Consider the following 20,490-nt stretch of genomic DNA (forward strand, 5'->3'; position numbering starts at 1 on the left):
CTCGGAACGGGCAGCCGATCACGCCGCCCGTGAACCTCGGTCGGGCGCCGCGTTGCCGGACTGCATCACGAGCAGGTTGCCATAGCCCGCGTCGGCGAATGCCTTCAGCCGATCGAGGAAAACCTCACCTTCGGGATCGCCGACGGAGAAGATGATCTCCGTGTCCCGGCCGCGGCTGAGGCGGGAGACACCTTCCAGGTCCGCGGGCCCGCATTCCACCAGCACATGGTCATAGGCGTCCGCCAGTGCATCGATAATCATGGGGAGACGGTCTATCGCCTTCATCGCGATCGCGGCGGCGGACTTGCCTTGGGGAATGATGTGCGCTTCGGACAGACGATCCGGATGGATAGCCTCCCCGAACGCAGCCTCGCCGCAGAGAAGATCGGTGACGCCGGGCAGGGTCGCAGCTCCCATCAGCAGGCTCGGGAGAGCCGAACCAGTCATGTCGAGCAGCACCACCGTCCTGCCGTGATCGGCGACCGCCCTCGCAAGAATGACAGTGGCAGTGGAACCCTGATCCCCTTCCGGCGAGACGGCGAGAGCGACAGAAACGTCGTAACGGCTCAGGTAACCGGCGACGTTGTCGATCCCGAACGCTTCGTCTCCGTCGGCCGGGACGGCTGCCGCTGGCTCGTCCTGCGGGAGATCCGCGGTCGGCTCCGGCGCCTGCTCACGGGCCGCGGCCTCGATCCTCTCGAACTCCGCCACGGCCTCCGCCTGCATGCGGTGCACTTGGTGCACTGTCTGCTCGGCTTCGGCGTCCTCCATCTGCCGCTCCGCAGGCAGCTTCAGCGCGCGGCCGGAAAAGAGTTCGGCCAGCATGATGGCGATCGCGCTGAGGATCAGCGAGGCCAGGGCGACGACGATCACGATCGGGACGACCTTCGGGAAGTACGGCTGCATCGGCTCGATCGCGGTCGACACGATGCGGGCATCGGCCGGCGCGGCGCCTGGTCCCTGGCGCGACGCAGCCTCTCGATACCGGGCAAGATAAGTTTCCAGAAGCTGGCGCTGGGCCGCCGCCTCACGCTCCAGAGCGCGAAGTCCGACCTCCTCCTCGCCTACCCTCGCCGAATTCGACTTGAGAGCATTGAGCTGCTGGATGAGCTGCTCTTCACGCAGGCGGGACACCTCCGCTTCGTTGTCGAGGCTCGCCAGGATGTTCTGCGTCTCGCTGTCGATCTGGCGGCGGATCCCCTGGAGTTGTGCCTTCAGTCCCTTTAGCCGCGGGTGGTTGTCCAGAAGGACGGTCGATTGATCTGAGATCTGCGCCTGGAGGTTGGCTTCCGTCTCCTTCAACCGCTGGATCACCTGCGAGCCCACCACATCCGCCATCGTATCGGAATCACGGCCGGCTTCCAGCGCAGCACGTACATTCTCCGCGCGGGCCTGCGCATTCGCCCTCTCCCCACGTACCCGTGTGAGTTCGGCGGAGATGTCGTTCAGCTGCTGTGCCGCGAAGCTCCCGCTCTGGGCAGTCTGGAACAGGCCGGCCTCGGCCCGGTAGTCCGCGACCTTGCGCTCCGCCTCGCGAACCTTCTCCGTCAGGCTGGCGATCTCCGGCTCGAGCCATCTGGCCGTGTCCGACTGGGTATCCAGCTTGGCTCCGCTCTGGAACGTCAGATAGACCTCCGCCATCTTGTTCGGGATGGCTGCTGCAAGTTTGGGATCATGGGAGGAGAATTCGATGGCGATGATGCGGGAGTTTTCGACCGGATAAACCTTGAGCTTCTCCCGGAACTCCCGAATGACCCGCTCTTCCGGAGCAACCGACAGTGGATCCTGCGCGAGCCCCAGCAGGACGAGGGGATTGGGAAGCAGGGACTGCCCGTCGGGATCGAATTCCGCGATCTCGTAGAGGCGCAGCTCGCGCGCGACTTCCTTGATCAGATCGCTCGACTGCAGGACTTCCGCCTGGCTGGTGATGTTCAGCGCATCGAGGATCGGGTCGTTCGCCGCCGGCTGGGCCTGTCCGCCGATGAAGGTCGCAGACCGCGATTCTATGAGGATACGGGCCTCGCCGCGGAAACTCGGCTTCATCATCGTGGTGGCCGCGAAGGCAACGCCTGCGGCCAGCACCGTGATGCCGAGCACCCTTCTCTTCCGCTCCCATACGGCCGCGAAGAGGCGTGCGAGATCGATATCCGCGTCCTGATTGCTGCCCGCTACGCCCGACATACAGAAGCTCCAACCCAGTTGAATCCGCCGGAGGGTAAACCGGTATGGTAACGCGAGGGTTAATGGCAAAGGCAGACACACTGCGGCCTTCCGGCTTTACGGGGCGTTAACCCTAACAGACGGATAATCGGAGCACCAATCGCACAGCCGGAGCATCAAGCGAATGTCCTTCGCCAGACGAACATGCCTCATGATCCTCGCGCTCACGCCTGTGGCGGCGGGTCTTGCGGCGTGCTCCACCACCACCAAACCGGCATCGAAGCCGTTCCGGGAGGCGGCGGTGCAACCCTACCGGCTGGACAGCGGCGACCGGCTCCGGATCACCGTCTTCGAGCAGCCGGGCCTTTCCAATACCTACGCCGTCGACCAAGCCGGCTACATCGCCTTCCCGCTCATTGGACAGGTGGCGGCGCGCGGCGAGACCCTGCCGGCACTCGAAGGCGCCATCGCCGCGCGCCTGAAGCAGGGCTACCTGCGCGATCCGGACGTGACCATCGAGATGGACCGCTACCGGCCGGTCTTCGTGATGGGCGAGGTCGGGCGTCCGGGCCAGTATTCTTACGTGCCCGGCATGACGGCGCAGAACGCGATCGCGATCGCAGGCGGGTTCACGCCGCGGGGTAATCAGAAAGACGTCGATGTCACCCGCAGGATCAACGGCCGGGTATTCACCGGACGGACGGAAATCACCAGCCCCGTGCTGGCCGGCGACACGATCCATGTCCGCGAGCGGCTGTTCTGACCCCTCATGGACGGCTCCCGAAAACTGCGGATCCTGCATTGCTTCAGATCGCCTATCGGCGGCATATTCCGCCATGTGCGCGATCTCGTAGAGGAACACCGCGCCCTCGGCCACGACGTCGGCATACTCTGTGACAGTACGACGGGCGGACCCCACGAGGACCGCCTTTTCGATGCCATCCACCCGCACCTCTCGCTTGGCCTGACGCGCATTCCGATGCGGCGGGCCATTGCGCCGTCCGATATTCCCGCCCTCTACAGGAGCTATCAGCACATCAAAAGCTTGCGGCCGGACATCCTGCACGGGCACGGCGCCAAGGGAGGCGCGCTCGCCCGCTTGATCGGCTCAACCCTGCGGGCAAACAGGTCGCGCGTCGCCCGCCTTTACTCTCCGCACGGCGGCAGCCTGCATTTCGATACCGCCACCCTGTCGGGCAGGATCGTGACGCGGCTGGAACGGCTGCAGGAGCGCTTCACGGATACGCTCGTCTTCGTCTGCGACTACGAGCGGCAGACCTACGGGGCGAAGATCGGCAGTCCCCGCACGCGCCATCGCGTCATCCTCAATGGCGTGAGGGATGAGGAGTTCCGGCCCGTTCCGGCAAGCGCCGACGCCGCCGACTTCCTCTATATCGGCATGCTCCGGGACCTGAAGGGACCGGACGTCTTCATCGACGCCTTTGCAAGGACGGAGCGGCAGGTCGGCCGCCCCCTGTCTGCACTGATTGTCGGTGACGGCCCGGACCGCGATCGCTACGAGACCACCATCGCCGCGCTCGGATTGAGCCGGCGCATCCGCATGCTGCCGGCCATGCCGGCCCGCGAGGCCTTCGCCATGGCGCACATGGTCGTCGTACCCTCCCGCGCCGAAGCCATGCCCTATATCGTCATCGAGGCTCTGGCGGCCGGCAGACCCGTCATCGCCTCACGAGTGGGAGGCATACCCGAGATACTAGGCAGCGACAGCGCAGCGCTTGCCGCTCCGGGCGACGCAGGCGATCTCGCGCGCATCATGGTGGAAGCCTTTTCCGACGAAGGCTGGCGGGACCGCGTCATGCCGAAGCCCGACACCTTCCGCGCGACCTTCTCGACCTCCGCCATGGCGCGCAGCATGATGGAGCTCTACCGGGAACTGGCACCGGTACCCGTCCTGGACGGCTAAAGCGTTTCTTAGCATCTTTCTGCTAGTCCCGACGGTGACGGAACCGGTGCGGCGCTGAAGGCGGTATGAGGCGCGCTGCAGGAGAACCAGTGCCATGAACGATGCGGGCAGCAAGACGCAATTCGATATCGCATCTCTGCGCCGTAGGCTTTCCGATCCGGCCGCGAACGAGCTTCCCGCCGGCACCGCACCGGATGAACCCGCATTGCTCAACCCGCTGGCGCAGCAGATTGCCCGCCAGTTCCGTGACGAGAATTACTCCCCCGCCCTCCTGATCGGCCAGATCCGTCTTCTCGAATTCGTCTCTCTGCTGGCGATCGGGCTCCTTGCGACGATGCTGGCCTCTCAGTCCGCACCGCTGGGCCTGCTTGTGCGCATTGCCGCCCTGGCCGCCGGATCCGCAGCGACGATACTGCTCCTGCAACTGGCGGACACCTACCTCATCCCTTCGCTGCGAAGTGCCGCCCGCAGCCGCAAGCGGGTGGCGACGGCGGGCGTCCTCGGATTTCTCGCCTCGGCTGGAAGCCTGTACCTCTTAGAGGAGCAGTCCTTCTCCGCCGGAGCCTACCTGCTCTGGTTTGCCGTCGGCATCCTCTTCCTGCTGGTCGAACGCCAGTTGATTGCCATCGGTATCCGACACTGGGCCCGCAACGGCATCATGGAACGGCGCGCCGTCATCATCGGCGGGGGCGAGCCGGCGAAGCAGCTCGCTCGGGCGCTCGAGCAGCAACCGGACAACGACATCCGCATCTGCGGCATCTTCGACGACCGCGGCTCCGCGCGCTCGCCCGCGGTGGTGGCGGGCTACCCCAAGCTCGGCACCTTCGCCGAACTGGTGGAATTCGCCCGGCTTGCCCGTGTCGACATGCTGATCATCGCGCTGCCCGCCACGGCCGAGGCCCGCATCCTCCAGCTTCTGCGCAAGCTGTGGGTGCTGCCGGTCGACATCCGGCTTGCCGCGCATGCCGATCGCCTGAGGTTTCGGCCCCGCTCCTATTCCCATGTCGGCGCGGTGCCGATGTTCGACATCCTCGACAAGCCCATCCGCGACTGGGACTCCGTCGCCAAGCGGACCTTCGACATCGTCTTCTCGCTTGCGGCGCTGGCGCTGACCTGGCCGATCATGATCGGCGCGGCCATTGCCGTGAAAGCGTCGTCGAAGGGACCGGTCTTCTTCGTCCAGAAGCGCCATGGCTTCAACAACGAGGTCATCGACGTGCTCAAGTTCCGGTCGATGTATACCGAGCTTGCCGATCCGACAGCCAGGAAGGCGGTGACGAAGAACGATCCGCGGGTCACGCCGGTCGGCCGCTTTCTGCGCAAGTCCTCCATCGACGAGCTGCCGCAGCTCTTCAACGTGCTGCGCGGCGAGCTTTCGCTTGTCGGTCCGCGTCCCCATTCGGTGCATGCGCAGACCGGCGATCGCCGCTATGTGGACGTCGTGGAAAGCTATTTCGCCCGTCACCGGGTCAAGCCCGGCGTCACCGGCTGGGCCCAGATCAACGGCCTGCGCGGCGAACTCGACAGCGACGAGAAGATCCGGATGCGCACGGCCTACGACCTGCACTACATCGAAAACTGGTCGCTGCTCCTCGACCTCAAGATCCTCTTCCTGACGCCGATCAGGCTGCTGAACGCAGAGAACGCCTATTGAGCGCGACCGTCCATCACAGCGCCGGGGCTGCGCCGCAACGGGCCATTGCCGGATGGATCGGATCCATGGCCATCGGCTTCGGCGTCTTCCTGTCCGGCTTCGTGATGTCGGAGCCCGCTCCCTACGAACTCGTCATGGCCTCGCAGATCGTCGTCTGGTTCCTACTGGGCCTGACGATCTCCAGAAGCGTTGCCGTCCCGCTCTCCCTGCTTCTCGTCTACAATGTCGGCGGGATGCTGTCGCTGCTCGTGATGCCGGACATGACCGGCGGCCCGATGTATATCGCGGTCTCGACCTTCCTTGCCCTGACGACCGTTCTCTACGCGGCGGCAATTGAGGGCAGGCCGCACCGGCTGGAGATCATCTTCAAGGCCTGGGTGGCGGCTGCCATCATCACCGCCATCCTCGGCATTCTCGGCTATTTCCATGCCTTTCCGGGGGCCGGGATCTTCACCCGCTACGACCGCGCAATGGGCGCCTTCGAGGATCCCAATGTCTTCGGCCCCTATCTCGTGGCGCCGATCCTCTACCTCCTCCACCGCCTGCTGACGGGCAGGCCGGCGCAGGCGCCGCTGCTCGTCGCGGGCCTGCTCATCCTCGTTCTCGGCCTCTTCCTCTCCTTCTCGCGCGCAGCCTGGGGCCTGCTGCTGTTCAGCGGCGTGATGCTCGTCTTCCTGATGCTCCTCAAGGAAAGAACGGGCGCGTTCCGGCTGAAGATCCTGGCGCTCTCCGTCGCCGCGATCCTGCTTCTGGCGCTGGCCGTCGTGATCGCCCTGCAGTTCGACAAGGTGGCAGACCTGTTTAGCACCCGCGCGCGCCTCGTCCAGGATTACGACGGTGCACGCCTCGGCCGGTTCGAGCGTCACAAGATCGGCTTCCTGCTCGCCATGGAGCGGCCGCTTGGCCTCGGACCGATGGAACTCGGGCGGATGTACGGCGAGGACGAGCACAATATCTGGCTGAAATCGCTCACCACCTACGGCTGGCTCGGCTTTGTCGCCTATCTGACGCTCATCGCCTGGACCCTGACCCTTGGCTTCCGCTACCTGCTGCGCGAGAGGCCGTGGCAGCCCTACCTCATGATCGGCTGGGTCGTCATCCTCGGGCACTGCCTGATCGGCAACGTCATCGACACCGATCACTGGCGGCACTTCTACCTGCTGCTCGGCGTGATCTGGGGCTGCATTGCCTTGGAACAGCGGCACCAGCGCCGCTTGCGCTCCGCCAACCATGCCCGAACAAGCTTGACTTGATCACCGGCCGCGCCAGATTTGCCGCATGCTGACAGGAATACAACTCCGCGCGGGGCGCGCCATCGCCGGACTTTCGATCGAAGAACTGGCCGCGGCCACCGGTCTCTCCGCCGCCGCTATCACGGAGGCGGAAACGGCCGCAGCCGTCGATCCTGCCGCCGCCGAACGGCTGCGCCTGTCGCTGGAGGCCAAGGGGGTCGTTTTCCTGGCTGCAGGCGAGGACAATCCGGGCGCCGGCCCCGGCGTGCGGCTGCGCCAGCGCAACCCTGACGAGGGCATCCGCCCGCAAAATCTGAGTTCCGCCAACGACGGCTGAGGACGCTCGCCGACATCCGAAAATCTTCATCTTCTTCCGGAACTTCCGGCACTTCTTCGCGTTGTGGCGGAATATCGTGTATCTGGGGGTTGAAATGAGCGAACGGATTGACTTGGACCAGTTCGAAAAGGTCGGTCTTCGCAAGGTATGGAGCGTCAGCGAGTTCGCCAAACGTTATCGACTGGATCGCGAGGAGGAGAGCCGTCTGCTGAAGCTGCTTGGCCCCTTTGCATCCGAGCAGGAACTGTTGATGAATGCATCGCGCGCGCCCCGCTATCGCTGAGTCGAGAGCTGCCCCAGGAGACTGTGCTTTCCTCGCCCGGAACCAATCCTCGCTTCGAGTTGAATTCCTGCTTCCGAGGTCTTTCAGACCCGGAGGTGTAGATCGCTATCATCAACGGGCGGCAACAGAGCGCCCAACGGAGAGAAACATGCTGAAAATCATGGCCAATACCGGCCTTGTGATCGCGTTGGCGCTGGGCGCCGCCACCATGACTTCCCAGTTGGCCGTGGCTCAGGATCTCGAACTGCGCATCGGGCCGGACGGAATACGACCGGTTATTCCTGATCGCGACCGTGACCGCCGGCGCGACGAATGCAGCCCTCGCCTCGCCCTTTCGATTGCCCGTGATGCCGGGTTGCGCCGGGCGGAGATTACACGGATAACCCGCCGCACCGTTACCGTGCGTGGCATGACCCGGCGCGGGCCGGAACGCATGGTCTTCGCCAACGAGCGCGGCTGCCCCGAACTTTAAGGTCTCAAGCTTCAAGGTCTGGCCCAAGTGGAAAAGCCCGTCTTCCAAGGCGGGCTTTTCCGCGGAAGGGTGAGGTTATCCACAGCAATCGGCGGCGTTGTCGCATCGTCACGTACCGTCCACCGCGCTTTCATAAATCCTACATACACCTGACATGCCTCCTTCATGAAGCGCCGCTAGTGACCCCAGAGCTGAAACAGGGGACACAGGATGCGACTGACGAACCTCACTCGGGTCTTTGGCAGCCGGACGGCGGTCGATGCCGTGACCTTGGACATCCCTCAGGGCCAGATGGTCGGCATCATCGGTCGTTCGGGCGCCGGCAAGTCCACCCTGCTCCGGATGATCAACAGGCTCACCGACGCGTCGTCCGGTTCCATCCACTTCGGAGACCTCGAGGTTTCCGCGCTGCGCGGAGCGGAGCTGCGGCGCTGGCAGCGCGACTGCGCGATGATCTTCCAGCAGTTCAATCTCGTTCCCCGTCTCGACGTGCTGACCAATGTGCTGCTCGGCCGGCTTAATCACCGTTCGACTGCAATGAGCCTGCTCAACATCTTCAGCCGCGAGGAACGCATCATGGCGATCGCCGCGCTCGAGCGGCTGGGGATCGAGCAGACTGCCCTGCAGCGAGCCGGCACGCTTTCCGGCGGTCAGCAGCAGCGCGTCGCCATCGCACGGGCGCTGATGCAGGCGCCGACGATGGTGCTCGCTGACGAACCGATCGCCTCCCTCGATCCGCTCAATGCGAAGATCGTCATGGACGCCCTGCGCGACATCAACGAGCGCGAAGGCATTACCGTCATCACCAATCTCCATACGCTGGACACCGCTCGCTCCTACTGCGAACGGATCATCGGCATGGCGGCAGGCCGTGTCGTGTTCGACGGCACGCCCTCCGAACTGACCGCCGATGCGGTCCACGCGATCTACGGGGCCGACCGCGACGGCGCCGGCATCGACGAGACGATGACGTCGACCAGCATCAAGATCCCTGCGTCCCCGGAAAAGGCCGCCCGTCAATCCGCCGGCATCGGCACCCTGGCTGCGGCCAGCGTCTGAGCGCCGGACGACCGATCGTCAAGCCCGCGTCAAGGGCACCTCATGCAACAATGATCCGGCTTGCCGGACAAAACAGGAGAGATCTCATGCTGAAGAAACTTCTGCTTGCCACCGCTGCGCTGACGGCGCTCGCCGGCAATGTCATGGCCGAGGACCTCAAGGAGTTCCGCATCGGCATCATCGGCGGTGAAAACGAGGCAGACCGTCTGCGCAACTTCCAGTGCATGGTCGACAAGCTGCCGGGCGTCCTCGGGGTGGAGAAGGTCTCGCTGTTCCCCGCCGCCGACTACGACGGCACCATCCAGGGCCTGCTGGGCGGCACGCTCGACTATGCGGAACTCGGCGCCTCCGGTTATGCCAAGATCTATCTGGAGAGCCCGGACGCCGTTCAGCCGATCCTGACCACCGTCCAGACCGACGGCTCCATGGGCTATCACTCGATCATGGTCGCGCGGAAGGATTCCGGGATGACCAAGGTCGAGGACATCAAGGGCAAGAAGCTCGGCTTCGCCGATCCCGACTCGACCTCGGGCTACCTGATCCCGACCGTCACCCTGCCGGAAGCGCTGGGCGGCAAGCCGGTCAAGGAAGTGGTGGCGGAGACGGGCTTCGGCGGTGGCCACGAGAACCTGGTTCTCGAAGTGCTGAAGGGCATGTTCGACGCCGGCACCACCTTCGGCTCCGGCGTGGGCGATTTCAAGGACGGCTATACCTCGGGCAACCTCCGCAAGATGGTCGACAAGGGTATCCTCAACATGGACGACCTCGTCGAGCTCTGGAAGTCGCCGCTGATCCCGAACGGGCCTCTCGTCGTCCGCACCTCGATGAACGAGGACATGAAGGCGAAGTTCAAGGACTTCATGATGGCTCTGCCGAAATCCGACCCGGCCTGCTTCTCCGCAATCCAGGGCGGCGACTTCTCGGGCTTCGCGGAAGTGAACGTCGACTTCTACAAGCCGATCATCGACGCCCGCAGGGCCACGATCGGCGGCTGACGCGCCCATTCCAGCCCAAGGCCGTCGTGCGCACCGGCCCGGCGGCCTTCTCACAAGCGACAGCATTACCCGGGATAGCCCATGCCAACTTCCGTGATCTCCCCGAGGCTCAGCGAAAGCGGAGCCATGGTCGAACGCCATTGGCAGCAGCTGGCCGGCCAGCGCCGTCTCTACACACTTGCCGCAGGCATGCTGCTGCTGATCGCCGTTTCCGGTTCGCTCTGGTTCGCCAACGAGACCAATGCGGGAAAGTTTTTCGACCGCCTGCCGCATCTCTTCGATTTCGTCGGCGATCTCGTTCCGCGGGACGGCTGGGAAATCTGGCGCGCACTCTTCGACCTGCCCTCCCCCTACGAGGACGGCAGCCTGAAGTACGACTATGTCGACGGCCGCCACTATCTTACCGACAGCTTCTACATCCCCGAATACTTCTACAAGATGGTGGAAACGCTCAACATCGCGATCCTGTCCACCGTCATCGGCCTGATCTTCGGCTTCATCCTGTCCTTCCTCGCCGCGAGGAACATGACGCACAATGTCTGGATCCGTGCCCCGGCGCGGCGCGTGATGGAAATCATGCGCGCCTTCCCCGAGGTGGTCCTCGCCGGCTTCTTCCTGGCGATCCTGTCGCTCGGTCCCATTCCCGCGGTCATCGCCGTGTCGATCCATACGGTCGGCGCCCTCGGCAAGCTCTTCTTCGAGGTGATCGAAAACGCCGACATGAAGCCGGACGAAGGGCTGAAGGCGGTCGGGGCCAACTGGCTGGAGCGCTCCTGGTTCGGGATCGTCCCGCAGGTGATGCCGAACTTCATGAGCTACTTCCTGCTGCGCCTGGAGATCAACGTGCGCGCCTCGACGATCATCGGCGCCGTCGGCGGCGGCGGCATCGGGGAGCAGTTGCGCCTTTCCATCAGCCGCGGCCACGAGGCGAAGACGCTCGCCATCATCCTGCTGCTGCTGCTGACCATCATCGCCGTCGATCAGTTTTCCGCATGGCTCCGCCGCAAGCTCGTTGGCGACCAGGCATTCCAGGCCATCTGAACGGGAGCCGTCATGACCATTCTCACCACGGCCGAAATGGATGCCCTCGCGGCCCGCCATCCGGATATTCTTCATCGCTCGGCGTGGCAGCGGTTCCGCCTTCCGATCATTGCCGCAGCCGTCGTCGCCTACTTCATCTTCGCCTGGTGGTTCTTCGCCGTCGGCAAGGTCGTGGGCACCGCCAACTGGGGGCTCGCCGGCAATTATCTCGCAGACTGGATCTCCTACGAGATCCGCCCGGACATTGAGGTGGCAGCGGACGGGTCGATGCAGATCACCTATCCGCGCTTCGACCCCATCGGCCCCAATCCCAATCCGGACTGGCTGCAGGCGAAGCGGGAGACGGTAACCCGCACGGTGAACATAGCGCCGGCCTCCGGCACATCCCCTTCCTCCTCGTCCACGTCGAGCTTCAGCTTCATGGCGCCGGCACCGACGCAGCAGCAGGCAGCCTCGTCTGCGGCGCCGACCACCGAGACCCGAACGGAGGAAGTGGTCACCGAAGCCGTTGTCCAGATGGGGGCCTCCCGCACCATCGATATCCTTCCGGACCGGGTCGTCCTGACCCGAGGCTCCGAAACCGTGACGCTGACGCTTGATCGGGACGCGGACCGGGTGCTTGCGGACGGCGCGCTGCCGGAGTGGGCGGAGCAGCGCTCGACCGGCGGCCGGGTCACAGCCTATTTCGGCTTCTCCGGCTGGGCCGAGATCAGCGCCGACCGGGTCCGCATCCGCAAACGCTTCCTCGGCTGGGAAAACTTCTTCTTCGACACCAACTCCGCCTTCTTCGGCAAGTCGGCCAGCGAGGTGGCGAGCCTGATCGTCAGCGGCGAGAGACTCGATCCGGCGCAAAGCAACCTGTCCCTTGCGTGGAGCGACATCCTCTACAACCCGTCCTGGCAGCATCTCGACGTCTGGACCAAGCTTCTCCAGACCATCGTGATGGCCTTCATCGGCACCCTCTTCGCGATGATCGTCGCCTTCCCGCTTTCCTTCATCGCGGCCCGCAACATCTTCCGCAACCGGCCGGTCAACCAGCTTACCAAGCGACTGTTCGACTTCCTGCGTTCGGTGGACATGCTGATCTGGGCGCTGTTCTTCACGCGCGCCTTCGGACCGGGACCGCTGGCCGGTATCTCCGCCATCTTCCTCACCGACACCGGCACGCTCGGAAAGCTCTATGCGGAAGCGCTGGAGAACATCGACGACAAGCAGCGTGAAGGGGTCCGCTCCGTCGGCGCTCCACCCGCGACGGTCCAGCGTTACGGCGTCGTGCCGCAGGTCATGCCGGTCTTCGTGTCGCAGGCGCTCTACTTCTGGGAATCCAACACCCGCTCGGCCACGATCATCGGCGCCGTCGGCGCCGGCGGTATCGGCCTGAAGCTCTGGGAAGCCATGCGCACCAATTCCGATTGGGAAAACGTCGCCTACATGGTGCTGCTCATCCTTCTCGTGGTGTTCCTCTTCGACGGTATCTCGAATGCGCTGCGCTCGCGTCTGGTGGGTCGCGAGCGGTAAAGGCGACCCGACACACCCTTGGCGACGGCGGGATGCTTTGACGGCCGCATCGGGAGAACGCATCCTTTCCGGAAAATCCGGTCCGGCCGCCTGAACGGCTTCCGCTCCCGATACTCCTTCCCTATGGTCGCGAAGCGGATGCGAGCGCGCACCTGTCCCATGGAAGCTGCGAAATGACCGTAGAGAAGGTACCCGCCCGATTGATCTGGGCACTGGGGCTGACGCAGATCGTCGGCTACGGCACGCTCTACTATTCCTTCGGCGTCCTTGCGCCCGCAATGGCGGAAGATTTCGGCATCTCGACGGATTTCGTTTTCGGCCTTCTGTCCGGCGCCCTCCTTGCCCGCGGCGCGCTGGCGCCAAAGGCGGGGCGATGGCCGACCGCTACGGCGCCGGCCGCCTGATGGCGCCCGGTTCGATCGCAGCGGCGCTCGCGCTCACCGCCCTGGCGCTCGCCAGCAACATCTGGCTCTTCTCGGTGGCGCTCGTCGCCATGGAACTCGCTTCCGTCTTCGTGTTATATGGCACCGCCTTCGCAGCGCTCGTCCAGATCGGTGGAGCGGGAGGACAACGCAGCATCACCCACCTCACCCTGATCGCGGGCTTCGCCTCGACGCTGTTCTGGCCCCCTGACCTCCGGCCTGCAGGCGGTAATGGACTGGCGCGAGGTATACGGGGTTTTCGCACTGATGAACCTTGCTCTGTGCCTTCCTGTCCACCTGTGGGTGGCGTCGCTGTCCAGGCGGCGCGGAGCGCCCCCCTCCTCGCGTTCTCCCGATCCCGTGACCGACGCCCGGCCGGCTGCACCGATCGCGATCTTTCCGGTCATGCTTGCCGGCTTCGCCTTGGAGGGCTTCGTGCTCTCCGCGATCCTCGTGCACATGGTGCCGCTTATGGGCGCCGTCGGTGCCGGCAGCCTCGGCATGCTGGTACCGACGCTGTTCGGGCCGTCGCAGGTCGCCAGCCGCCTTCTCAACTTGATCTTCGGAGGGCGGTTGTCGCAGACGCTGCTGGCGCTCATCTCGGCAGGCCTGCTGACCTTCGGCGCCCTGGCGCTGCTTGCCGGGGCGCCCTCGGCACCCGGTCTCGTGGCCTTCGCGATCCTGTTCGGCCTGGGCTCCGGGCTTGCCAGCATCGTGGGAGGCACGCTGCCCCTGGAATTGTTCGGCAGGGCAGGATACGGCGCTCGTCTCGGGTGGATTACCGCCGCGCGTCAGGTCTCGGCGGCGCTCGCTCCCTTCCTCTTCGCCGTGATGATGGCGCGCCTGTCGATCAAGGGCGCGATCGCAGGCACGATCGCAACGGCGGTCGCCTCGCTCCTCTGCTTCGGAAGCATTGCCTTCTGGCAGCTTCGGCAGAAGGCGGCAGCCGCAGCGGCGCCGGCCTGAGCCTCCAGCGAGGTACCACCTTTCCGGAACGCGCGAGTTTAGCTCTCCAGCGAATATCCGGCGCCGCGCACCGTGCGGATGACGTCCTGCATATTGGAGAAGTTGAGCGCCTTGCGCAGACGGCCGACATGGACGTCGACGGTACGTTCGTCGACATAGATGTCGTGGCCCCAGACGCCATCGAGCAGCTGGGCGCGGGAGTAGACGCGGCCGGGGGACGACATCAGGAATTCCAGCAACCTGAACTCGGTCGGCCCGAGGCGTACCTCGCGGCTCTTGCGATGGACGCGATGGGTTTCCCGATCAAGTTCGATATCGCCGCAGCGAAGTACGGTCGACAGCACTTCCGGCTTTGCGCGCCGGAGCATCGCCTTGACGCGCGCCATCAACTCGGGCGTGGAGAAGGGCTTCACCACGTAGTCGTCCGCACCTGTCGACAGCCCGCGCACGCGCTCGCTTTCCTCGCCCCGCGCCGTCAGCATGATGATCGGCAGCCGCTCGGTCTCGCGACGCTGGCGCAGGCGGCGGCAGAGTTCGATGCCGGAAACGCCGGGGAGCATCCAGTCGAGGATCAGCAGATCCGGAACCCGTTCCTGGAGGCGCAGTTCCGCCTCGTCACCCTTCACGATCGTCTCGACCTCGTAGCCCTCGGCCTCGAGGTTGTAGCGCAGAAGCACGCTGAGGGCTTCCTCGTCTTCCACAACGGTGATCTTCGGTTGCATCCCGACGCGCTCCGTCAGCCTCAATCGTCGCTCAGAATGGCGCTGAGCGTGTTGGACCGGTCATCCTTCGGACGCTCGCCCTCGGGCTGGTTGCCGGTAGCCATGTAATAGATGGTCTCGGCAATGTTGGTCGCATGGTCCCCGATCCGCTCGATGTTCTTGGCGCAGAACAGGAGATGGGTGCAGCTCGTGATGTTGCGGGGATCTTCCATCATGTAGGTCAGCAGCTCGCGGAACAGCGACGTGTACATCGCGTCGATCTCCTCGTCGCGCTGGCGGATCGCCTCCGCCTTCTCGGCCGAACGGGTGGCGTACACGTCGAGGACATCCTTGAGCTGGACCAGGGCGAGCTCCGAAAGGTGCTCGATGCCGCGGGCCAGGTTGCGGGGAATGCCGGTCTCCTGGACCGCGATCACCCGCTTGGCCGTATTCTTGCCGAGATCCCCTACCCGCTCGAGGTCTGCAGCGATGCGGAGGGAGCCGATGATCTCACGCAGATCCGTCGCCATCGGCTGGCGCTTGGCGATCGTTACGATCGCCTTCTCGCCGATTTCGCGCTCCGCGTGATCGAGGACCACGTCGTCGGAGATCACCTTCTGCGCAAGAGCAGTATCGGCATTGACCAGGGCGCGGACCGCATCGGCGCACATCTGTTCCGCCAGGCCGCCCATCTCGGAAATCCGGCGGGTCAGGTACTTCAGTTCCTCGTCGTAGGCCGACATGATGTGGCTGGATGCCATGGTCTCTATCCTCGATGTCTTAGGGTCCGGCGTCGGCTGGCGGATCAGCCGAAGCGACCCATGATATAGTCCTGTGTGCGCTGATCATTCGGATTCGTGAACATCTTGTCGGTATCATCCTCTTCGACGAGATGACCGAGATGGAACATCGCGGTCCGCTGCGAAACGCGGGCCGCCTGCTGCATCGAGTGGGTCACGATGACGATCGAGTAATTGGTCCGAAGCTCGTGGATCAGTTCCTCCACCCGCGCCGTGGCGATCGGGTCGAGTGCCGAGCACGGCTCGTCCATCAGGATGACTTCGGGAGACACGGCAACGGCGCGCGCGATGCAGAGGCGCTGCTGCTGGCCACCGGAAAGACCCGTTCCGGCCTCGTTGAGACGATCCTTGACCTCGTTCCAGAGGCCAGCCCTCTGCAGGCTGCTCTCGACGATCTGGTCCAGGTCCGCCTTGGAATGAGCCAGCCCGTGAATGCGGGGCCCGTAGGCGACGTTCTCGTAGATCGACTTCGGGAACGGGTTCGGCTTCTGGAAGACCATGCCGACACGTGCCCGAAGCTCCACCACGTCGATCGACGGATCGTGGATGTCCTCGCCGTCCAGGGTGATCCTGCCCGTGACCCTGGCGTTCTGGATCGTATCGTTCATCCGGTTCAGGCATCGCAGGAAAGTCGACTTGCCGCATCCGGAAGGACCGATCAGCGCCGTCACGGTGTTGTTGCGGACGCCGAGATTGACGTCGAACAGGGCTCGCTTGTCGCCGTAGTAGACGGAGACATCTTGGCCAATCATCTTGTAATCGATTTCGTTCATCTTCTTTACCAGGGCCTTCTCAGCGGCGGCGTCCGACAACACGTTCATCTCGCTTCTCTCCATTACCACCGGCGCTCGAAGCGGCGACGGAGAATGACTGCGACAAGGTTCATCAGCAGCAGGAATATCAGGAGCACGATGATCGCGCCGGATGCCCGCTCTACAAATGCAGGATCGCCGCGCTGTGTCCAGTTGTAGACCTGCACCGGGAGGGCCGAGGCGGGATCGAAGAAGCCCTCGGGCGGCGCTGCCGGGTATTCCCGCACGAAGGCCACCATGCCGATCAACAGCAGCGGAGCCGTCTCGCCCAGCGCCTGCGCCAGCCCGATGATGGTTCCCGTCAGGATGCCGGGCATGGCCAGTGGCAGCACATGGTGGAAGACCGACTGCATCTTCGACGCGCCGACCGCGAGCGCTCCGTCGCGGATCGACGGCGGCACGGCCTTCAAAGCGGCGCGCGTCGCGATGATGATCGTCGGCAGCGTCATGAGCGTCAAGACCAGGCCACCGACCACGGGCGCCGACTGCGGCAAGCCGACGAAATTGATGAAGACGGCAAGGCCGAGGATACCGAAGACGATCGAGGGCACCGCTGCCAGATTGGCGATGTTGACCTCGATCAGGTCGGTGAAGCGATTCCTCGGCGCGAATTCCTCGAGATAGATGGAAGCGGCCACGCCGATCGGCAGGGAGAGGACCAGCACGATCAGCATCATATAGGCGGAGCCGAGGATCGCGACCCCGAGGCCGGCTGCCTCAGGCCGGGTATCGGATGCATCCGGCGCGGTAAAGAAATCCCAGTTGAAGCGCGTGACGAGAATGCCGGCATCCTTCATCTCGTCGGCGAGCTGCAACTGCTCCGGCGAGGTATTCCGATCGAGCTCCGCGCTCGCCATGGTCACCCGGCCCTTGTAGTAGCCGTCGATCCGGCCGGAGGCGAGAAGGTCGAATTCGACCGTTTCGCCGATGCGCGAGGGGTCCGCGAGCACGTAACGGCGAAGGATCGCGGGAGCTTCCTTCGATATCATTGCGACCGCCGTATCGACGTCAGCTTCGCTTCCGATACCGTGATCCTTCATCATCCTGACCAGGGATCCCTCGACCAGCGGCGCATATCCGAAAGTGGTGACCTTGGCGATGTCCGCAGGATCGCGGTTGCCCTGCTTGTCCAGGATTGCAGGATCCAGGTAGATCTCCAGCGTGATGTAGGTCTGCCGGAACGATGAAAGGCCGTTCGACAGGATGGAGACAAGCAGGCCCAGGAGCGCGAGCACGCCGACGGCGACGGCTGCCAGCCCCATCATCCGGAAGCGGCGTTCCGAGGCATGACGGCGGCGGGTGCGGGCGCTTCCGGCCAGTGCCGTCTTCCCGGTCTTTGCTATGACGGCGTCGGTCATTCGTACTGCTCCCGGTATTTCCGCACGACATAGAGGGCCAGCACGTTGAGCCCGAGCGTAAGGACGAAAAGAGTAAGGCCGAGCGCGAAGGCCACCAGCGTCTCGGGACTGGCGAATTCGGTGTCCCCGGTCAGCTGGCTGACGATCTTCACCGTCACCGTCGTCATGGCCTCGAACGGATTGAGATCGAGCTTGGCGGCCGCGCCGGCACCGAGCACCACGATCATGGTCTCACCGATCGCGCGGCTCGCGGCGAGAAGGATCGCGCCGACGATCCCCGGCAGGGCAGCGGGGAGGATCACCCGCCGGATGGTTTCCGATTGTGTGGCCCCCAGCGCATAGGACCCGTCGCGCATGGCCTGCGGCACGGCATTGATGATGTCGTCCGAAAGGGAACTCACGAACGGAATGATCATCACGCCCATGACGAGGCCCGCCGTCAGCACCGACGAGGACGAATTACCCAGCCCCAGCGGCTGGGCGATCCAGTCGCGCAGGAATGGGCCGACGGTGATAAGGGCGAAAAGGCCGTAGACGATGGTCGGAATGCCGGCCAGGATTTCGATGGCGGGCTTGGCGAAGCTGCGCAGGGAGGGTCCGGCATAATCCGCGAGATAGATAGCGATCAGCAGACCGATCGGGACGGCGACCAGAAGCGCCACTAGGGAGATGTAAAGCGTGCCCCAGAGCAGGGGCAGGATGCCAAGTTCCGAACCTCCGCGGAACTGCGGGTTCCAGACGGTGGAGAAGAAGAACTCCGAGGCCGGATACATCCTGAAGAAATTGATGGTCTCGAAGACCAGCGAGGCGACAATGCCGGCGGTCGTCAGAATGGCGATCGTGGAGGATCCGATAAGCAGGGCCTTGACGAAGTTCTCGCTGACATTGCGGGCGCGCATCTTCGGATGAATGCTCCGCAGGGACCATATCCCCAGGGTGAGCGCCACACCCAGAACCGCTACGGTCACCGCGAGATTGCCGATGTCGGCGCTCCGGCGATAGGCCTTTGCAGCCTCGAACACTTCGGCCGGCACGTTTCCGCCGAGAGCAACGCCGACCTCGGCCAGGCGCTTGCGCACATTGGAAGAATCCACCCGGCCATCGTCGAGCGCCTCTTCCGTCAGTTCCGTCTGCGAGAGGACGGCATCCAGTCCCGCTGCGATTTGACGAACATCGGCCATCACCAGGCTGCGGGCGCCGCCTTCGGGGATGATGCTGTCGGGAATCATTCCGTTGACGCGGCTCTCGATCAGGACCGGCTGGACGAAAAGCCAGGCCATCAGCAAGAGCAGAGCAGGCACCGCAACGAACAGCGCAACGGTCTGGCCGTAGTAGCCGGGAAGCGAGTGGAGCCGAGTCGCAGTGGCCGTGGACGTCGACAAGGCGCGACGTCTGCCAAGGATATAACCGACGGCCGCAAGTGCGACGACGACGAGAACGATGCTGCCAACGCTCATCTGGCTTGGAATCCTTTCGGAGGGAAACCGGCGGCGCAGTCATTGCGCCGCCGGCGTCAAGGCGATTGTTAGTTCAACGGACCCATCGGGGTGCGGTTCTTAACCGCTTCCTGCGTCTTGGCAAGCTCCGGATCGGAGACCAGGCCATATTCGGCAAGCGGGCCATTCGGACCAGCCATGTCGTCGGAGACAAAGAACTCGACATATTCCTGCAGGCCAGGGATCACGTCCAGGTGCGCATTCTTGACGTAGAAGTACAGCGGACGGGAAACCGGGTAGTCGCCCGATGCAATCGTCTCGACGGACGGCGCGACATCGCTCATGGTCGCAACGCGCAGCTTGTCGGTGTTGTTCTGGTAGAAGGACAGGCCGAAGACGCCGATGCCGTTCTTGTTGGCGTCGATGCGGGCAAGTGTCTCGGTGTAGTCACCGTCGATATCGACCGAAACGCCGTCGGTGCGGAGCTGCATGCAGGCCTTCCCAGCCGCTTTCTTGTCGCCATTGTTGGCGGCGGCCTGGGCTTCCATCGTGCCGTTCTCTTCGCAACCGGCGACGATCACCTTCTCGTCGAAGACTTCGCGGGTGCCGTGCTTGGTGCCCGGGATGAAGGCGAGGATCGGCTGCTCCGGAAGGTCGGCGCGGATCTCGTTCCAGGTCTTGTAGGGATTGTCCACCAGTTGCCCGTCCTTGACGACCTTCGCAGCAAGCGCCGCGTGCCAGTCGGCCGGGGTGAACTTGTATTCCGGACCGTTGATGTCGGAGGCGAAGACGATGCCGTCATAGCCGATGCGGACTTCCTGGATCTCGTTCACGCCGTTGGCCTTGCAGGTGTCGATGTCGGACTGGCTGATGCGCGAGGAGGAGTTGGCGATGTCGATGGTGTTCTCACCCACGCCTTCGCAAAGCTTCTTGCGGCCGGCGCCCGAACCACCGGACTCCACGACGGGCGTCGGATGGTCGAAGTTCTCGCCGAAAGCTTCAGCGACGATCGAGGCGTAAGGCAGAACGGTCGAGGAGCCGGCGATCTGGATTTGATCGCGAGCGGCGGCAGCGCCCGTGGTAGCCAGCATAAGCGCGACGACAGCGCAGCTTCCAAGATACTTCTTCATGGATTTTCTCCCCAGAGAATTCGGATCGACGCTTCGGCGTCGGCTCCCCTCTATCGGGCCTCCATTACAGTTTTGTGACGGATTTATAGCACTTCGACCTGCCCTTGGCGCGGGTGAACTCGCTCCGAGGCGCGCACAGCCGCCCGGTGCCTGGGAGAGACGCCGCCAACCAATCCTTCCGCATCGGTCT

The 20,490-nt window shown here is 64.2% G+C and carries 20 protein-coding genes; 13 read left to right on the plus strand and 7 right to left on the minus strand.

The features are described from left to right. Positions 1 to 18 precede the first annotated feature (18 nt). The gene (locus RTCK_RS06865; RefSeq protein ID WP_142592258.1) at positions 19 to 2,181 is read right to left on the minus strand and encodes a GumC family protein; all 2,163 of its coding nucleotides are present in this window, start codon (positions 2,179 to 2,181) and stop codon (positions 19 to 21) included. Positions 2,182 to 2,371: 190 nt separating this feature from the next. Between RTCK_RS06865 and RTCK_RS06870 the strand changes: the two genes are divergently transcribed. The 13 genes from RTCK_RS06870 (at position 2,372) to RTCK_RS20800 (ending at position 14,063) form a co-directional block, all read left to right on the plus strand. Next, positions 2,372 to 2,923 carry a polysaccharide biosynthesis/export family protein gene (locus tag RTCK_RS06870; RefSeq protein WP_142592259.1) on the plus strand — a complete coding sequence of 184 codons (552 nt, stop codon included), beginning with the start codon at positions 2,372 to 2,374 and terminating at the stop codon, positions 2,921 to 2,923. Positions 2,924 to 2,929: 6 nt separating this feature from the next. Beyond that, positions 2,930 to 4,084, plus strand: a complete 1,155-nt coding sequence (locus tag RTCK_RS06875) for a glycosyltransferase family 4 protein (protein WP_142592260.1) — start codon at positions 2,930 to 2,932, stop codon at positions 4,082 to 4,084. A gap of 94 nt (positions 4,085 to 4,178) precedes the next feature. After that, the gene (locus tag RTCK_RS06880) at positions 4,179 to 5,738 is read left to right on the plus strand and encodes an undecaprenyl-phosphate glucose phosphotransferase (RefSeq protein WP_142592261.1); all 1,560 of its coding nucleotides are present in this window, start codon (positions 4,179 to 4,181) and stop codon (positions 5,736 to 5,738) included. Further along, positions 5,735 to 6,991, plus strand: a complete 1,257-nt coding sequence (locus RTCK_RS06885) for an O-antigen ligase family protein (protein WP_235988605.1) — start codon at positions 5,735 to 5,737, stop codon at positions 6,989 to 6,991. The genes RTCK_RS06880 and RTCK_RS06885 overlap by 4 nt, the downstream gene beginning before the upstream one ends. 25 nt (positions 6,992 to 7,016) lie before the next feature. After that, a complete protein-coding gene (locus RTCK_RS06890; protein WP_142521075.1) occupies positions 7,017 to 7,307 on the plus strand; it encodes a helix-turn-helix domain-containing protein in 291 nt (96 codons plus the stop codon). Between the two features lie 94 nt (positions 7,308 to 7,401). After that, positions 7,402 to 7,590, plus strand: a complete 189-nt coding sequence (locus tag RTCK_RS06895; protein WP_142521076.1) for a hypothetical protein — start codon at positions 7,402 to 7,404, stop codon at positions 7,588 to 7,590. Positions 7,591 to 7,738: 148 nt separating this feature from the next. Then, positions 7,739 to 8,062: a hypothetical protein gene (locus tag RTCK_RS06900; RefSeq protein ID WP_142521077.1), complete on the plus strand. Its 324-nt coding sequence runs from the start codon at positions 7,739 to 7,741 to the stop codon at positions 8,060 to 8,062. A 210-nt stretch (positions 8,063 to 8,272) separates the two neighbouring features. Next, positions 8,273 to 9,121 carry a phosphonate ABC transporter ATP-binding protein gene (gene phnC, locus RTCK_RS06905; RefSeq protein WP_142592262.1) on the plus strand — a complete coding sequence of 283 codons (849 nt, stop codon included), beginning with the start codon at positions 8,273 to 8,275 and terminating at the stop codon, positions 9,119 to 9,121. 86 nt (positions 9,122 to 9,207) lie between these two features. Further along, positions 9,208 to 10,116: a phosphonate ABC transporter substrate-binding protein gene (gene phnD / locus RTCK_RS06910; protein WP_142592263.1), complete on the plus strand. Its 909-nt coding sequence runs from the start codon at positions 9,208 to 9,210 to the stop codon at positions 10,114 to 10,116. 81 nt (positions 10,117 to 10,197) lie between these two features. Beyond that, complete coding sequence (phnE, locus tag RTCK_RS06915; RefSeq protein ID WP_142521080.1) at positions 10,198 to 11,157, plus strand: phosphonate ABC transporter, permease protein PhnE; 960 nt, start codon at positions 10,198 to 10,200, stop codon at positions 11,155 to 11,157. A gap of 12 nt (positions 11,158 to 11,169) precedes the next feature. Further along, entirely contained in the window at positions 11,170 to 12,675 is a 1,506-nt protein-coding gene (gene phnE / locus RTCK_RS06920; protein WP_142592264.1) for a phosphonate ABC transporter, permease protein PhnE, read from the plus strand. Positions 12,676 to 12,848: 173 nt separating this feature from the next. Next, complete coding sequence (locus RTCK_RS20795) at positions 12,849 to 13,079, plus strand: hypothetical protein (protein ID WP_235988606.1); 231 nt, start codon at positions 12,849 to 12,851, stop codon at positions 13,077 to 13,079. A gap of 285 nt (positions 13,080 to 13,364) precedes the next feature. After that, positions 13,365 to 14,063, plus strand: a complete 699-nt coding sequence (locus RTCK_RS20800; protein ID WP_235988607.1) for an MFS transporter — start codon at positions 13,365 to 13,367, stop codon at positions 14,061 to 14,063. Between the two features lie 38 nt (positions 14,064 to 14,101). On the opposite strand, the gene phoB is transcribed toward RTCK_RS20800, so the two are convergent. The 6 genes from phoB to RTCK_RS06955 all read right to left on the minus strand — a co-directional run bounded on the left by phoB (position 14,102) and on the right by RTCK_RS06955 (position 20,300). Next, positions 14,102 to 14,785, minus strand: coding sequence for a phosphate regulon transcriptional regulator PhoB (phoB, locus tag RTCK_RS06930; protein ID WP_142521082.1), 684 nt, complete (start codon positions 14,783 to 14,785; stop codon positions 14,102 to 14,104). 20 nt (positions 14,786 to 14,805) lie between these two features. After that, positions 14,806 to 15,525 (minus strand): phosphate signaling complex protein PhoU, encoded by a 720-nt coding sequence (gene phoU / locus RTCK_RS06935; protein WP_142592265.1) that lies wholly within the window; start codon positions 15,523 to 15,525, stop codon positions 14,806 to 14,808. Positions 15,526 to 15,569: 44 nt separating this feature from the next. Next, positions 15,570 to 16,385, minus strand: a complete 816-nt coding sequence (gene pstB, locus RTCK_RS06940; protein ID WP_142521084.1) for a phosphate ABC transporter ATP-binding protein PstB — start codon at positions 16,383 to 16,385, stop codon at positions 15,570 to 15,572. Positions 16,386 to 16,399: 14 nt separating this feature from the next. Beyond that, a complete protein-coding gene (gene pstA, locus RTCK_RS06945) occupies positions 16,400 to 17,734 on the minus strand; it encodes a phosphate ABC transporter permease PstA (RefSeq protein ID WP_142592266.1) in 1,335 nt (444 codons plus the stop codon). Further along, entirely contained in the window at positions 17,731 to 19,191 is a 1,461-nt protein-coding gene (gene pstC, locus RTCK_RS06950) for a phosphate ABC transporter permease subunit PstC (protein WP_142592267.1), read from the minus strand. The genes pstA and pstC overlap by 4 nt, the downstream gene beginning before the upstream one ends. A 68-nt stretch (positions 19,192 to 19,259) precedes the next feature. Continuing rightward, entirely contained in the window at positions 19,260 to 20,300 is a 1,041-nt protein-coding gene (locus RTCK_RS06955; protein WP_142592268.1) for a substrate-binding domain-containing protein, read from the minus strand. Between the last annotated feature and the right edge of the window lie 190 nt (positions 20,301 to 20,490).

It is taken from the genome of Pseudorhizobium endolithicum, assembly GCF_902153245.2.
GTDB classification, from domain to species: domain Bacteria; phylum Pseudomonadota; class Alphaproteobacteria; order Rhizobiales; family Rhizobiaceae; genus Neorhizobium; species Neorhizobium endolithicum.